This window comes from Pectobacterium sp. CFBP8739 (assembly GCF_013449375.1).
GTDB lineage: Bacteria > Pseudomonadota > Gammaproteobacteria > Enterobacterales > Enterobacteriaceae > Pectobacterium.
This window is the reverse complement of sequence record NZ_JACDRR010000011.1, coordinates 150,791-166,368: the sequence shown is the minus strand read 5'-3', so window position 1 is coordinate 166,368 and position 15,578 is coordinate 150,791. Positions and strand designations below refer to the sequence as shown.

Annotated in this window: 17 protein-coding genes; 6 read left to right on the top strand and 11 right to left on the bottom strand. The window is 50.2% G+C overall.

What is annotated here, in order from left to right:
• Positions 1-14 precede the first annotated feature (14 nt).
• The 9 genes from pabC to yceD all read right to left on the bottom strand — a co-directional run bounded on the left by pabC (position 15) and on the right by yceD (position 7,096).
• Positions 15-812, bottom strand: a complete 798-nt coding sequence (gene pabC / locus H0247_RS11500) for an aminodeoxychorismate lyase (RefSeq protein WP_180742652.1) — start codon at positions 810-812, stop codon at positions 15-17.
• Between the two features lie 128 nt (positions 813-940).
• Entirely contained in the window at positions 941-2,182 is a 1,242-nt protein-coding gene (gene fabF, locus H0247_RS11495) for a beta-ketoacyl-ACP synthase II (RefSeq protein WP_180742651.1), read from the bottom strand.
• A gap of 82 nt (positions 2,183-2,264) precedes the next feature.
• The gene (acpP, locus tag H0247_RS11490; RefSeq protein ID WP_005970506.1) at positions 2,265-2,501 is read right to left on the bottom strand and encodes an acyl carrier protein; all 237 of its coding nucleotides are present in this window, start codon (positions 2,499-2,501) and stop codon (positions 2,265-2,267) included.
• A 154-nt stretch (positions 2,502-2,655) separates the two neighbouring features.
• Complete coding sequence (fabG, locus tag H0247_RS11485) at positions 2,656-3,390, bottom strand: 3-oxoacyl-ACP reductase FabG (RefSeq protein WP_010276180.1); 735 nt, start codon at positions 3,388-3,390, stop codon at positions 2,656-2,658.
• Positions 3,391-3,404: 14 nt separating this feature from the next.
• Positions 3,405-4,334: an ACP S-malonyltransferase gene (gene fabD / locus H0247_RS11480; RefSeq protein WP_180742650.1), complete on the bottom strand. Its 930-nt coding sequence runs from the start codon at positions 4,332-4,334 to the stop codon at positions 3,405-3,407.
• 17 nt (positions 4,335-4,351) lie between these two features.
• Positions 4,352-5,305 (bottom strand): beta-ketoacyl-ACP synthase III, encoded by a 954-nt coding sequence (locus H0247_RS11475; protein ID WP_180742649.1) that lies wholly within the window; start codon positions 5,303-5,305, stop codon positions 4,352-4,354.
• A gap of 6 nt (positions 5,306-5,311) precedes the next feature.
• A complete protein-coding gene (gene plsX / locus H0247_RS11470) occupies positions 5,312-6,358 on the bottom strand; it encodes a phosphate acyltransferase PlsX (RefSeq protein ID WP_180742648.1) in 1,047 nt (348 codons plus the stop codon).
• A gap of 29 nt (positions 6,359-6,387) precedes the next feature.
• A complete protein-coding gene (gene rpmF / locus H0247_RS11465; protein WP_005970518.1) occupies positions 6,388-6,558 on the bottom strand; it encodes a 50S ribosomal protein L32 in 171 nt (56 codons plus the stop codon).
• Positions 6,559-6,574: 16 nt separating this feature from the next.
• Positions 6,575-7,096, bottom strand: coding sequence for a 23S rRNA accumulation protein YceD (yceD, locus tag H0247_RS11460; RefSeq protein ID WP_015840715.1), 522 nt, complete (start codon positions 7,094-7,096; stop codon positions 6,575-6,577).
• A 140-nt stretch (positions 7,097-7,236) separates the two neighbouring features.
• Between yceD and H0247_RS11455 the strand changes: the two genes are divergently transcribed.
• Positions 7,237-7,821 (top strand): nucleoside triphosphate pyrophosphatase, encoded by a 585-nt coding sequence (locus H0247_RS11455; protein ID WP_180742647.1) that lies wholly within the window; start codon positions 7,237-7,239, stop codon positions 7,819-7,821.
• A 63-nt stretch (positions 7,822-7,884) separates the two neighbouring features.
• On the opposite strand, the gene rluC is transcribed toward H0247_RS11455, so the two are convergent.
• Positions 7,885-8,841 (bottom strand): 23S rRNA pseudouridine(955/2504/2580) synthase RluC, encoded by a 957-nt coding sequence (rluC, locus tag H0247_RS11450; protein WP_180742646.1) that lies wholly within the window; start codon positions 8,839-8,841, stop codon positions 7,885-7,887.
• A 606-nt stretch (positions 8,842-9,447) separates the two neighbouring features.
• On the opposite strand from rluC, the gene rne reads away from it, so the two are divergent.
• The gene (rne, locus tag H0247_RS11445) at positions 9,448-12,714 is read left to right on the top strand and encodes a ribonuclease E (RefSeq protein ID WP_180742645.1); all 3,267 of its coding nucleotides are present in this window, start codon (positions 9,448-9,450) and stop codon (positions 12,712-12,714) included.
• A 60-nt stretch (positions 12,715-12,774) separates the two neighbouring features.
• Here the strand turns inward: rne and H0247_RS11440 are convergent, their stop codons facing one another.
• Complete coding sequence (locus H0247_RS11440) at positions 12,775-13,062, bottom strand: putative quinol monooxygenase (RefSeq protein WP_180742644.1); 288 nt, start codon at positions 13,060-13,062, stop codon at positions 12,775-12,777.
• A gap of 183 nt (positions 13,063-13,245) precedes the next feature.
• Here H0247_RS11440 and pyrC point away from each other — a divergent pair, with 183 nt between their 5' ends.
• The 4 genes from pyrC (at position 13,246) to bssS (ending at position 15,478) form a co-directional block, all read left to right on the top strand.
• Positions 13,246-14,289, top strand: a complete 1,044-nt coding sequence (gene pyrC / locus H0247_RS11435; RefSeq protein ID WP_180742643.1) for a dihydroorotase — start codon at positions 13,246-13,248, stop codon at positions 14,287-14,289.
• 106 nt (positions 14,290-14,395) lie between these two features.
• Complete coding sequence (dinI, locus tag H0247_RS11430; RefSeq protein WP_180742642.1) at positions 14,396-14,635, top strand: DNA damage-inducible protein I; 240 nt, start codon at positions 14,396-14,398, stop codon at positions 14,633-14,635.
• Positions 14,636-14,723: 88 nt separating this feature from the next.
• Positions 14,724-14,981 carry a hypothetical protein gene (locus H0247_RS11425; RefSeq protein WP_180742641.1) on the top strand — a complete coding sequence of 86 codons (258 nt, stop codon included), beginning with the start codon at positions 14,724-14,726 and terminating at the stop codon, positions 14,979-14,981.
• Between the two features lie 242 nt (positions 14,982-15,223).
• Positions 15,224-15,478 carry a biofilm formation regulator BssS gene (gene bssS, locus H0247_RS11420; protein ID WP_180742640.1) on the top strand — a complete coding sequence of 85 codons (255 nt, stop codon included), beginning with the start codon at positions 15,224-15,226 and terminating at the stop codon, positions 15,476-15,478.
• Positions 15,479-15,578 lie beyond the last annotated feature (100 nt).

The window sequence follows — 15,578 nt, the reverse complement described above, 5'->3', positions numbered from 1 at the left end:
AAATCAACCATCTACTAGCAGTCAGAACTCAGGAATCGATAAAGCTCTCGGGAGTGGTAACGCCAGACATGCGCCTGATTCACGGGGACTATCGGCATTAATGCATTACAAACCAGCACTTCGTCCGCATCGGACAGTGTGCTTACGGGTTCACTAACAATTTCTAGCTCAAAATCAGAATCTGCCAGCAAGGCAATAATATGCTGTCGAGCAACGCCATCCACTCCTGATTCAGATAAATCTGGCGTATAGATCCGGTGCCCTTTGCGCCAGAATAAATTTGCGGCACAGCATTCCACTAGCGCACCAGAGGTGTCAAGCACGAGGGTCTCGTCGGCTGAAGTCTGGTCAAGATGCGCACGAATCAGCACTTGTTCAAGCCGATTGAGATGCTTAATGCCCGCTAACAGCGGATTTTTCGCGAGCGCGACAGGGCTAAGGTTCAGGCTAATGCCCTGCTCACGCCAGTCGTCATAGTGAGTGGGATAGCCGACCTGCATGACGATTCGGGTTGGTTGCATGCAGCCCAGGGGACTATAGCCACGCCCGCCAGCACCGCGCGTTAACATCACTTTCACGACGCCGTCTGCTCGCCCCAGTGCTGCCTGTTTCATTTCAGCGATCAGACTTTCCCAATCAAGCGTCGGAAATAATAAGCGCGTAGCGGCCTGTTGCAGACGCGCGACATGTCGATCAAGCCAGACAATCTCGCCATCGCATACTCTGGCTGTCGTAAAACAGCCGTCACCGTACTGTGTACCTCGATCGAGCACCGAAAGCTGTTTCTGTAACTGACCATTAATCCACAGCATAATAAGCTCCGCATCATTCATCGTCGTCAGCTTGCCAGCAAAGCGGCGTTGCAGACAAGCAGGCGTGTCTGATTTTATACAGGCAAAAAAAAACCCGGAAACCGGGTTTTTTTAAGACGCTATTGCAATCAAATCTTACGGAAGATCAGAGAACCATTGGTTCCACCGAAGCCGAAAGAGTTGCAGAGTACGTATTCCAAGTTGCTGACCTGACGCGCCTCATGCGGCACGAAATCCAGATCGCAGCCTTCATCTGGATTGTCCAGATTGAGCGTTGGCGGAACAGCCTGATCGCGCAGAGCAAGAATACTGAAGATAGACTCCACCGCGCCTGCCGCACCGAGTAAGTGACCCGTCATCGATTTTGTCGAGCTCACCAGCACGCTGCTAGCGTCCGCACCAAACACAGATTTCACCGCCTGTGTTTCCGCTTTATCACCCGCAGGCGTAGAAGTACCATGCGCGTTAATATAACCGATCTGGCTCGTTGACAGACCCGCGTCACGGAGCGCATTTTCCATCGCCAGCGCAGCACCAGAACCGTTCTCCGGCGGAGACGTCATATGATACGCGTCGCTGCTCATGCCAAATCCAACAATTTCTGCATAGATTTTCGCACCGCGCTTTTTCGCGTGTTCATACTCTTCCAGCACCATGATGCCAGCACCGTCACCCAGTACAAAACCATCACGATCTTTATCCCACGGACGGCTTGCTGCCTGAGGATCGTCATTGCGCGTAGACAACGCACGAGCAGCACCGAACCCACCAACGCCCAATGGCGTACTGGCTTTCTCTGCGCCGCCGGCCAACATCACATCCGCATCGTTGTAAGCAATGATACGCGCTGCCTGACCAATATTATGCACGCCCGACGTACAGGCTGTAGCGATAGAGATGCTCGGGCCACGCAGCCCGTACATGATAGTAAGATGCCCAGCCACCATATTGACGATGGTTGACGGCACGAAGAACGGACTGATTTTACGCGGGCCGCCGTTCACCAGCGCGGTGTGGTTCTCTTCAATAAGACCCAGACCGCCGATGCCGGAACCAATCGCCGCACCGATACGCGGCGCGTTCTCTTCCGTTACTTCCAAACCGGAATCCTGCATAGCCTGAACGCCAGCAGCAACGCCGTATTGAATAAAGGCATCCATTTTGCGAGCTTCTTTACGCGAAATGAATTCCTCAGAATTAAAATCCTTTACTAAGCCAGCAAAACGCGTTGCGTAGGCACTAGTATCGAAATGGTCGATCAGGCTGATACCACTCTGACCGGCAAGAAGAGCACTCCAGGTAGACTCAACTGTATTGCCGACAGGAGATAACATGCCCAGTCCGGTCACAACTACTCGACGCTTAGACACGCTTATCCTCCAGGGAGGGAAAAAAAAGACACTGCGGGACAAAAAAACTTAGGCGGTCGAATGACCGCCTAGATATGTTCGCTTACTGCTGGTTAGCCTGAATGAAATCAATGGCTGCCTGAACAGTCGTGATTTTTTCAGCTTCTTCGTCTGGAATCTCAGTATCAAATTCTTCTTCCAGAGCCATTACCAGCTCAACAGTGTCAAGAGAATCAGCGCCGAGGTCATCAACGAAAGAAGCATTGTTTACGACTTCTTCCTGCTTAACACCAAGCTGTTCAACGATGATTTTCTTAACGCGTTCTTCGATAGTGCTCATACTCTTAAATTTCCTATCAAAACTCGCTTTCGCGATGGTTTTCGTAGTGTATAAAATGTTTGAAAAGATGCAACAAAATCTCGGCTGGTCGAACCACGATTTTGTGCTATTTTGCGGTTATCACCGCAAATAATGCAAATAGTTTTCGAGCTTTTTAGATCATATACATGCCGCCATTGACATGCAATGTTTCGCCAGTAATGTAAGCAGCTTCATCAGAGGCTAAAAATACAACAGCACTGGCGATTTCTTTAGCATCACCGAGTCGGTTAGCTGGAACCGACGTCAAAATGCCTGCTCGCTGTTCTTCTGTCAATGCCTGAGTCATATCTGTTTCGATAAAACCAGGCGCGACAACGTTGACCGTAATACCACGAGAAGCCACCTCACGCGCGAGGGATTTACTGAATCCAATCAGTCCCGCCTTCGCTGCCGCGTAGTTAGCTTGTCCTGCATTGCCCATCGTTCCCACAACGGAACCGATGGTAATGATCCGGCCAAAACGTTTCTTCATCATGGCACGCATCACTGCTTTAGACATGCGGAATACCGACGTTAAATTGGTATCCAGAATATCGTGCCACTCATCATCTTTCATACGCATCAGCAGGTTATCACGGGTGATGCCCGCGTTATTGATAAGAATATCAATTTCCCCGAATTCTGCGCGAATTTCTGCTAATACGCTTTCTACTGATGCTGCATCGGCAACATTCAGCATATAACCTTTACCGTTCTCACCCAGCCAGCCGCTAATAGCTTCAGCACCTTTTTCGCTGGTTGCGGTACCAATGACTTTTGCCCCGCGGGCAACCAACGTCTCGGCGATGGCACGCCCAATACCACGGCTTGCACCGGTAACCAGTGCAATTTTCCCCTCAAAACTCATTGTCTTCTCCGTTCTTATTTCTCAATCGCCGCTGATAGAGAAGCAGGATCGTTCACCGCAGCTGCTGTCAGGGTATCGACGATTCGTTTGGTTAAGCCAGTCAATACTTTACCTGGCCCGACTTCTAACAGTGATTCAACGCCCTGAGAGGCCATAAATTCAACACAATCCGTCCAGCGCACAGGGCAATACAGCTGGCGTACCAGCGCATCGCGAATCGCTTCCGGTGTTGTTTCGATGCTTGCATCAACATTATTGACAACGGGGATGACCGGAGCATTAAACGTCACAGACTCCAGCGCAACCGCGAGTTTCTTCGCGGCTGGCTCCATCAGCGCACAGTGTGACGGTACGCTGACAGGCAGCGGCAACGCGCGTTTCGCCCCTGCGGCTTTACACGCGGCACCAGCACGCTCAACGGCGTCTTTATTACCCGCAATCACCACCTGACCCGGTGAGTTGAAGTTTACTGGAGAAACCACCTGCCCCTGCGCGGATTCTTCACACGCTTTGGCAATAGCGTCGTTATCAAGCCCGATAATGGCATACATCGCGCCCGTTCCTTCCGGTACTGCTTCCTGCATCAGCTTGCCACGCAGTTCAACTAAACGGACAGCCTGTTGGAAATCCAGAACGCCAGCACAAACCAGTGCGGAATATTCACCAAGGCTATGACCAGACATCAGAGCAGGCGCTTTCCCTCCCCGCTGCTGCCAGACACGCCAGATAGCAACAGAAGCGGTCAGTAACGCAGGCTGCGTCTGCCAAGTCTTATTCAACTCTTCAGCCGGCCCTTGCTGGGTGAGCTGCCATAAGTCATAACCTAACGCTTCAGAAGCCTGAGCAAACGTTTCAGTGACGATGGGGTGTTCTGCCGCCAGTTCAGCCAACATACCTACCGTCTGCGATCCCTGACCGGGAAACACCATTGCAAATTGCGTCATATCACAATCCTGTTTAATTAAAAACGAACCAGCGCGGAGCCCCAGGTAAAACCGCCGCCGAAGGCTTCAAGCAGCACCAGTTGCCCTGGTTTAATACGCCCATCGCGCACGGCTTCATCAAGCGCTGAAGGTACGGAAGCCGCAGAGGTATTACCATGACGATCCAGCGTCACAACCACCTTGTCCATCCCCATACCCAGTTTCTTCGCCGTAGCACTGATGATTCGCAAGTTAGCCTGATGAGGCACTAGCCAGTCTAATTCACTTTTGTCCAGTTGAGCCGCTTGCAGCGTTTCCTCAACGATATGCGCCAGTTCAGTCACTGCCACTTTAAAAACTTCATTACCCGCCATCGTCAGGTAAGCATGCGTATCAGTATGATTACGATCCTGATGCGGCAGTGCCAGCAGTTCGCCATAACGGCCATCAGCATGCAGATGGGTAGAAAGAATCCCCGGTTGCTCTGACGGCGTTAACAGCACGGCGCCCGCACCATCACCGAACAGAATAAGCGTGCCGCGATCTTCAGGATCCAATGTACGAGACAGCGTATCGGAACCGATCACCAGTGCGTATTTCACCGCACCATTTTTAACGTATTGATCAGCAACGCTCAGTGCATAGGTAAAACCGGCACAGGCTGCGGCCAGATCGAAGGCAATTGTATCTTTGATCCCTAACAGCTGCTGAATCTGGCAGGCAGAACTCGGGAAAGCATGGCTCGATGATGTCGTCGCAACAATTAGAAGACCGACTTCAGAAGGATCGACATTTGCCATTTCCAGCGCTTTTTGCGCGGCACGATATCCCATGGTCGCCACGTTTTCATCCGGCGCAGCAATTCGGCGCTCACGGATTCCAGTACGTGTGACGATCCATTCGTCCGTCGTTTCCACCATCTTTTCTAAATCAGCGTTCGTCCTGATTTGTTCAGGCATATAGCTGCCCGTTCCGATTATTTTTGTATACATGTACGCTTAGTCACTCTTGGGTAATACCGCTTCTAGACGGGCGGCAATCCGGTCGGGAAGCTGCCGCCGTACCGTCTGCATTGCCTGTTCAATAGCAACCGCAAACGCTCTCTGGTTTGCTGCACCATGGCTTTTGATTACAGTTCCCCGCAATCCTAGCAGGCATGCGCCATTATATTGATCGGGGTTCAAATGACCGAAACGCTTTGATAAGCGCTTTTGTAACAAACGCCCTAGCCATTTCAACCACCAGGACCGTTTTTGTGTTTGCCCAGGGCCTGAAGCTGGCGATTTCAGCAGTGACAGGAACATCCTTACCACGCCTTCCACCGTTTTCAGTGTGACATTCCCCACAAAGCCGTCACAGACCATCACGTCCGTTTTCCCAGTCAGCAGATCGTTGCCTTCCAGGTAACCGATGTAATTTATTGATGGTGCCTCTTTTAGCTGTGCCGCTGCTTCACGGATAGTGCTCAGCCCTTTGCTTTCTTCTTCACCAATATTCAACAACGCGACCCGAGGGTTCTTCAGTTCCAGCACTTCTTCTGCCATCACTGAGCCCATCACGGCAAACTGAACCAGCATCGTGCTGTCACAGTCAACATTCGCCCCTAGATCCAACACGACTGTCTTTCCATACTGCTGGTGAGGTAAGACCGATACCAACGCAGGACGTTCAATACCGTCAAGTGGCTTAATCAGGAGCTTAGCCAGCCCCATAAGCGCACCCGTATTGCCTGCGCTCACACAAGCATGTGCCCTACCGTCTTTAATCAACTCAAGCGCTATGCGCATTGAAGTACCACGGCTGGCACGAATAGCCTGCGACGGCCTCGCATCACTCGCAATAACCGACTCCGCCGGAACAACCTCTAAGCGGGAAAGTAAATCAGAATCGACTTTGGCAAGTAATGGTGTAATCGCAGCAGGATCGCCGACTAATAACAAATTGAGAGCTGGATTAGAAGCCAGTGCCTGCAATGCAGCAGGCACTGTTACGCAGGGACCAAAATCCCCGCCCATCGCATCTAACGCCAGAGTTAGGCGTGTCAAGGTATTGACTTGCAAATAATTCGCAAGAATTACTTAGCAATAACCTTGCGACCGCGGTAGTAACCATCCGCAGTGATGTGGTGACGCAGGTGAGTTTCGCCAGAAACTTTATCTACGGATACAGAAGCGGTAGTCAACGCATCGTGTGAACGACGCATACCACGTTTGGAACGGCTAGGTTTGTTTTGTTGTACGGCCATGGACCTTACTCCTTAATTACTTACGCTTTAAACTGGCTAATACGGCAAACGGATTTGGTTTTTCCGCCTCTTCAGGCAGTTGGCCAAACACCATGTCCGCTTCGGACACTTCACAGTGTTCAGAATCATGCACCGGGGCGATAGGCAACATCAGAATAATTTCATCTTCAATCATTGCCAGCAGATCGACTTCGCCAAATTCATCAACGCCGATCGGCTCATACGCTTCCGGTAACGCTTCGGCCTGCTCATCATTGACGACCGGGCTAAAACAGAATGTCGCATGGACTTGATGTTCAAACGGCTTTCCGCAACGTTGACACATCAGTGTGACCGTAACATCAGCGTTACCGTCAATCACTGCCAGACGCTGATTATCAATATTGAAAGATAAAGAGGCCTGAACATCACTATCCACACTCACCACTGATTCGGCAACACGCTCTACTTGTTCTGGCGAATAGATACCAACGTAATCTAAACGCTTCTGAGCAGTGCGGACCGCATCAAGGGTTAAGGGTAATTTTACCTTTTGCATAGGGCGCGCATATTAACGTCGTAACGACATAGAGTCAAAGAAAAAGGCAGTGATGCACCACCTTTCACCAATATTCGCTTCCAGAGCGGCGCACAGTTTAAAATGCCTTTCATCATTACGCTACGGTTTATCAAAAAATTATGCAGCAGATCGTTCTTGCCTCAACCTCACCATATCGCCGCGCCTTATTGGACAAGCTGGCGATCCCCTTTGTTTGCGCGGCACCGGACATTGATGAAACACCACTCCCAGATGAAAGCGCCGTCGATCTTGTAATCCGCCTTGCTGAAAACAAAGCTAAAGCGTTGGCCACGCACTACCCCAATCACCTGATTATCGGCTCCGATCAGGTTTGCGTTCTGGGGAATACCATTACAGGAAAACCACATAATAAGGTTAACGCGACGCGGCAGTTACAAGAGGCCAGCGGGAAATGCGTTTCCTTTTTTACCGGTTTAGCGCTTTTCAATAGTGCGACGCAGGAAATACAGAGCATCGCAGAGCCATTTGATGTGCATTTTAGAACGCTAACGGAAGCGGAAATTGATGGCTATCTGGAGAAAGAGCAGCCATGGAACTGTGCAGGCAGCTTCAAAAGCGAAGGGTTGGGCATTGCATTATTTGAACGATTATCTGGGCGCGATCCCAATACGCTCATTGGGTTACCATTGATCGCGCTGATTCAGATGTTACAAAAGGAAGGCATTAACCCTTTGACGGCATAACACCCATCGGGATAGCACAATGACGCGCTATCCCGACAAATAAAGTCATGTAGGTATCAACAGTTACGCTTTGGTCTTGCGCAACGCCTGAAGACAGCGACGCAGTCCGCTATCCAGTGGCGCTTCGATTCTCAGCGTTTCACCGGTATTCGGGTGCTCAAAACGCAGCGCCTGCGCATGCAGGAACAGACGTTTTAAACCGGTATCCGCCAGTTGTTCATCGAACTCCCGATCGCCGTAACGGTCGTCAAATGCTATCGGATGCCCAGCATACTGAGTATGCACACGAATTTGATGCGTACGTCCTGTGACAGGGCTCGCCCGCACCAGTGTCGCGTGTTCAAAACGTTCTTCTATTTTAAAGCGCGTTTCTGACGGCTTACCGTCGCTATTAACTCGCACGACGCGCTCACCGCTTTGCAGAATATTTTTCAACAACGGAGCCTGAACCACTTTGCAATGAGACTGCCACTGACCACGAACCAGCGCCAGATAGTCTTTTTGCATACCTTTCAGCCGCAACTGTTCGTGCAGAGAACGTAAGGCCGAGCGTTTTTTTGCGACCAGCAAAACGCCCGATGTATCGCGGTCGAGACGGTGTACTAACTCCAGAAAACGCGCTTCCGGGCGTAAAGCGCGCAGCCCTTCAATCACGCCGAAACTTAGACCACTGCCGCCATGCACGGCCGTACCCGAGGGCTTATTTAGCACTAACAGGTAGTCATCTTCATAAATAATACACTCGGCCAACGCCGCCACTTTACCAAGACTCGCAGAAACAGGCGTTTCATCACGTTCTGCCTGTCGAATAGGCGGAATACGAATAACGTCACCGTCGAGCAATTTATACTCAGGCTTGACACGCTTCTTATTTATTCTTACCTCACCTTTACGCAAGATGCGGTAAACCATGCTTTTAGGCACACCCTTTAAGTGGGTATGCAAAAAATTATCGACGCGCTGCCCCGCTTCATCTGCGGAGATCGTCACAAATTGTACTGAAGGATTATCTGTTTTCATGATGCGCGATTCTAAATAGAGCAACCCGATAGCGCCACTTCTTTTTCTGTGCTTAACTGTGTGTCTGACTTATGAAGATATTGTTGCACTATCGGGTAAGTAACGCGAGTAAGTGACGGGTGAATTGCGTTGTAGCATCAAACCCTGCCCGTTTTGGTGATCACGGCAGAATTATCTTCATACAGACAGGCAAAGTCACCTTGCTATAACGGTATCAGCAGTGGAATAATGCTTTTGCGTTTCCCACGTGGATTTCCGATAAAACACGGGGATATTGCGAAATTATTAAATTTGCCTGATGACGCACACACGCAGCAATGGCGTAAGACGTAATGCGAAATCAAGCAGTTAGCGGGCTGCGGATTGCAGCTTGGCCGGTAAATGGAATCAGATCTGGCGACATTATTCAGAAGCTGTTCCCTCAGTAAACGCGCTGTTTTCCATCAGGAAACACAGGCTACCGAAACATGCGTCTCTATGCAGGCGACAACCGGGAGGTTGACGTCCCTGCGATAAGCCACGAGGCCATCGGTTCACTCCGGTCATGCGGTTCTTTTGTCCGCAGCTCTATCAATAATGCAAGTAAAAATAACGAGTAAGTTGAAGATGAAAAGAATGTTAATTAACGCAACTCAGCAGGAAGAGTTGCGTGTTGCCTTGGTTGATGGTCAACGGCTGTATGATTTGGATATCGAAAGTCCAGGTCATGAGCAGAAGAAAGCAAATATCTACAAAGGTAAAATCACTCGTATCGAACCCAGTCTTGAAGCGGCTTTTGTTGATTACGGCGCAGAAAGACATGGTTTCCTCCCTCTTAAAGAAATCGCCCGCGAATACTTCCCCAGCAACTATGCTTCCCATGGTCGTCCTAACATTAAAGATGTGTTACGTGAAGGTCAGGAAGTCATTGTTCAGGTAGACAAAGAAGAGCGTGGCAACAAAGGCGCAGCGCTGACCACCTTTATCAGCCTGGCGGGTAGCTATCTGGTCTTAATGCCGAATAACCCACGTGCCGGTGGAATCTCCCGCCGCATCGAAGGTGATGATCGCACCGAGCTTAAAGAAGCACTGGGATCGCTGCAACTACCTGATGGTATGGGACTCATTGTTCGCACCGCGGGTGTAGGCAAATCCGCTGAAGCGCTGCAATGGGATCTGGCTTTCCGTCTGAAACACTGGGACGCGATCAAAAAAGCTGCCGAAGGCCGCCCTGCACCATTCCTGATCCATCAGGAAAGTAATGTCATTGTCCGCGCTTTCCGTGATTATCTGCGCCCAGACATTGGCGAGATATTGATCGACAACCCGAAAATTCTCGATCTGGCGAAAGAACATATTTCTGCGTTGGGTCGCCCTGATTTCAGCAGCAAAATCAAACTGTACAGTGGTGAAATCCCGCTTTTCAGCCACTATCAGATCGAATCGCAGATCGAATCGGCTTTCCAGCGTGAGGTTCGTTTGCCATCTGGCGGTTCTATCGTTATCGATACCACCGAAGCGCTGACGGCGATTGATATTAACTCCGCCCGAGCAACGCGCGGTGGCGATATCGAAGAAACCGCGTTTAATACCAACCTTGAAGCCGCAGATGAAATTGCTCGCCAATTGCGCCTACGTGACCTCGGTGGCCTGATTGTTATCGACTTCATTGATATGACGCCGGTTCGCCACCAGCGTGAAGTGGAAAACCGCCTACGCGACTCCGTGCGCCAGGATCGCGCACGTATTCAGATTGGCCGGATTTCCCGCTTTGGACTGCTGGAAATGTCGCGTCAGCGCCTGAGCCCGTCATTGGGCGAATCCAGCCACCACGTCTGCCCACGCTGTAGCGGTACCGGTACGATTCGTGACAATGAATCACTTTCCCTGTCCATTCTTCGTCTGATTGAAGAAGAAGCGCTGAAAGAAAATACCAAAGAAGTCCACGCAATTGTTCCAGTCCAGATTGCTTCTTATTTGCTGAATGAAAAGCGTGACGCTGTTAACGCCATTGAGAAACGTCAAGGTGGCGTGCGCGCCGTCATCGTGCCACACGACGGCATGCAAACGCCGCACTACTCCGTTGTCCGCGTCCGTAAAGGCGAAGAAAAGCCAACGCTCAGCTATCTGCTTCCTCAGCGTTTGGAAACGGAAACGCAGCAACAGCAAGACGAACAGACGATTGAGCGTAAACAGCCAGAACAACCTGCTTTAGCGACGTTTACCATGGCAGAAATGCCAGCGGAAACCGCACCGTCGGTAACCAAGGCGCCCCCTGCTGCAGCGAAACCTGCGGAAGCCGCTCAACCAGGCCTTATCAGCCGTTTCTTCAGCGCCTTAAAAAATGCCTTTGCTTCTGAACCTGCGGTAAAAGCAGCGGATAGCGTTGACGAGAAGAAGGCCGAAGAAGAGAAATCTGCTGAAGGCCAGCGTTCTGAACGTCGTAATTCACGTCGTCAGGGTAATAATCGCCGCGATCGTGGTTCTCGTGACAATCGTGACAATCGTGACAATCGTGACAATCGTGACAATCGTGAACAGCGTGATGAGCAGCGCCGTAATAAGCGACAGAACGAAGAAGTGGTTGCAGAAAACGCGGAAAAAACCAGTTCAGAAGAGCAGCCGCGCCGTGAACCACGTGCTGAGCGTCAGCGTCGTCGTCAGGACGAACGCCGTCAGGCTTCTAATGAGTCAAAAGTTCAGCCAGCAGTTGATGATTCCGATGACAACGCAGCCGAGCAGGATAAACCGATTCAGGTTATGCCACGGCGCCAACGCCGCCAACTGACGCAAAAAGTACGCGTTCAGTCCGACGTTCAGCAGGATACCCTCTCTGATAGCGCAGCACCTGCCGCTGTTCCATCTGAGCAGGCTCAATCTTACGTCAAGCCAAGCGATGTTGCGGTAGACAATAACGAGATCGATAACGAGCCAAACGACGCAAATCGTGCCAACGCTGAGAACGGTGGTATGCCACGCCGTTCACGTCGCTCGCCACGCCATCTGCGCGTCAGCGGTCAACGCCGTCGTCGCTATCGTGATGAGCGTTACCCGTCTCAGTCTCCGATGCAGTTGGAATTTGCCGCCGCATCACCGGAAATGGCATCAGGAAAAGTATGGGTTACCTATCCTCTTGCACAGATACAGCAAGTTGAAGGTCAACCGCAGGGCGAAAACGTTGCAGCGATTGAAACACCGCTGTTACCTGCCGTCGTTGAAACCGCAGTGGCGACACAAGCGGATACAGCGGAATCCAGTGCAGTGAAAAACGTGGCGATTGCTGAAGCCGTCACTCAGGAAGAGGCTATTGTAACCGCGACAGCGCAATCTGCCGATGTGATTCAGGATAGCAATGTCGCAAATGTCGAGGTAAGTTCTGCAGACGAAGAAACCGTCGTCGAGCCCGTTACCGAGAACACCGCTATCGACGATGCTATCACTGCGGTTGCCGTAACTGCCGTAGAGGACGCAAAGGTGACTGATACAGCTCTGGCTGCGGAAGACGCACAGATCGTTGAACCTGTTGCAACTGAAGGCACAGTAGCTGAAGCGGTAGTGACTGAAACTGTCGTAGCTGACGATGTCGCTACGGAAGCCGTTGCAGAAGACAAACAAGCAGATAGCATCGCTGATGCAACCGAGAAAGCAGATGTGGCAGAGACTGTAGTGAGTGTAACAAAAGCAGCAGCCGTTGCTGAGCAGCCTCGCTATAAATTCCATGCAACAGCGCCAATGACTAAAGCACCAGCGCCGGCATACCACGCGGAACCTGCCCGACACAGTGATTGGATTCGTCCTACCTATCCGTTCTCTGGAAAAGGTTCGGCAGGCGGTCATGCGGCAGTTAACCAGTCAACTGCGCCAGCAACCAAACCTACACCAGTCAGCGAGTAATTCTGACATCTATAGACAAAACCCGCCAATTGGCGGGTTTTTTTATGAATAGTGCTTTTGTTAGCCTAAAAGATTCAATAGTTTGATATCTACGCTGTCCGTTTTGCCATCCAGTTCAGCAAGCAGGTTCTTGAAGTGATCGCTCTGCTCATGTGATGTCAAAGCCTCTCGATCTTTCCAGCGCTCGAAGAACACAAACGAACCGGCTTTATCTACGGCTTCATGCAGATCGTACTGCACATTACCCGCTTCCTGTCGGCTAGGTGCCACCACGCGCTTTAGCGTTGCGGTAACGTCTGCAATGAACTCTGCTTTTGCCTGAATGGTAGCGACAATACGAATTTCCATATACATCCCTTATTTATCAATGAAAAGATAGTGCTATCAGATGCCAATTCACGGTTAATTTCAAGCATTCATCAACAAACGGATGCATTCGAATGGCTTTACGCTTATCCTTATCCCCCGCCGTATCAGTCCCAAAACCAACCGAAATACGATGTTTTCTACTGACCGCCGGAGCGCAATTCCATGACCGCACAGCCCACTATTCTTAAAATCCGTCGCCCTGACGATTGGCACATTCACCTGCGTGACGATCGGATGCTGGAAACCGTTCTCCCCTATACCAGCCGTTTCTTTGGCCGTGCGATTGTTATGCCTAACCTGACGCCACCGATTACTACCGTAGCCAGCGCTATCGCATATCGTCAGCGTATTCTGGCCGCGGTTCCGCAGGGCGATGACTTTCAGCCGTTGATGACGTGCTACCTGACCGATGCGCTTGATCCCAATGAAATCGTGAATGGCTTTGAGCAAGGCGTCTTTACCGCAGCCAAATTATACCCAGCCAACGCCACAACAAACTCCAGCCATGGAGTAACCAGCGTCGCCAATATCTCCGCTATTCTGGAGAAAATGCAAAAAATGGGTATGCCGCTGCTCATCCACGGTGAAGTTACCGACGCTGCCGTTGATATTTTCGACCGAGAAGCGCGCTTCATCGAAACGGTGCTGGAGCCATTGCGCCAACAATTCCCAGAACTGAAAATCGTCCTTGAGCACATTACGACAAAAGAAGCCGCGCAGTATGTTGTTGAAGGTAATAATTATCTCGCCGCTACCATTACACCACAGCACCTGATGTTTAACCGCAATCATATGCTGGTTGGCGGCGTTCGCCCTCACCTGTACTGCCTGCCGATCTTAAAACGCAATACCCATCAGCAGGCGCTACGTGAAGCCGTCGCCAGCGGCTGTGAACGCCTTTTCCTCGGTACTGACTCCGCGCCTCACGCAAAACACCGAAAAGAATCCAGTTGTGGCTGCGCTGGCGTGTTTAATGCCCAGGCAGCATTAAGTACCTACGCCACCGTTTTTGAAGAAATGAACGCGCTTGATAAACTTGAAGCATTCTGCTCACTGAACGGCCCACGTTTTTATGACCTACCGGTAAACGACAGTTGGATTGAACTTCACCGTGAAACGGTCACGTTCCCAGAAGAAATCTCTCTCGGTGACGAGTCACTCATCCCCTTCCTGGCGGGACAAAGTCTCAACTGGTCAGTCCGTTAATCGACAAGCCCATCTGCATTATGCCGATGGGCTAAATTTTATTGCGCGTCTTGTTCTCCACTTGTAATGACTGTATAAATAAACAGTTTAAAGTTTGGAGGCAACCATGCGCGTAGAAATCACTCTAGCAAAGACAACGCCGTTACCCGCCGGTGCGATTGAAGCACTCAGGCATGAGCTGGAAAAGCGTATTCACAAAATTTACCCCGATACCCCCATTCAGGTTCGTTATGCATCCGCAAATAACCTGACGGTCATGGGTGCAGGTAAAGATGACAAAGATCGTATCTCTGAAATCTTGCAGGAAACGTGGGAAAGCGCCGACGATTGGTTTACGACAGAGTAGTCTAAAGCTTGAAAGATAAGGAAGATATAGGCTGTAATGGCAGTTTAAAGAGGCATTTCGCCATGTGCTATGACCGAGGGTATCTGTTATGACGGTAGAAAAACCAGAAGAGGCAATGACATTCGGGGAACTACTGGGGCTGATTGGCGAGCAACAACGCAAAATCGATGCTCTGGAACTCGCCTTTTCGTCTCTGGCATTCTGCCTCGATGAGAAAGCAAACACACTGATGATTCATAACCTGACGCTCGAATCTCAAAATGAAAATCGAGATCCAGCGATGAAAAAATACCTTGCCCGACTTGCTGCCGCATTGGAGAAAAATGCAGGATCCGGTGTGGAATAATGTCCTGCCGCTCCTGCTAACCACACTTTCGGGATGAAAGCCAATTCGTCCCGACATTTCATCAGAGACATCACCTACGCCTTCGTCATAACTGCCTGTGTAATTTTTTTTACACAAAAAATGAAAATATTTTCCATAAAACAAATAAGCAGCAGTATACTCATAATGCTCATTCAAAAATAATGAGCTACCAGAAGCCTCATTAGTCACTCATGTTAGTAACTAGTCAATAAGGGGTATTTATGGATAGAAAAAATGAAGTTATTCAGACACATCCTCTTGTAGGTTGGGACATCAGCACCGTTGACAGTTATGACGCCATGATGATCCGTTTACACTACTTATCCACCGCGGATCAAGCACCAGACGAAGCACATGTTGATCGAACCCTTTGGCTAACGACCGATGTTGCCAGACAGCTGATACATATACTTGAAGCTGGTATTGCGAAAATCGAATCGACAGACTGTGACGTCAGTGATTATCGAAAACATTAGTCATTGATAGCGTTATTAATATTATATTCAATACCCATGAATTTGCGTTCATACCCTTTGCATTCATAACAATACCGCCCTATTGGCGGTATTGTTATTT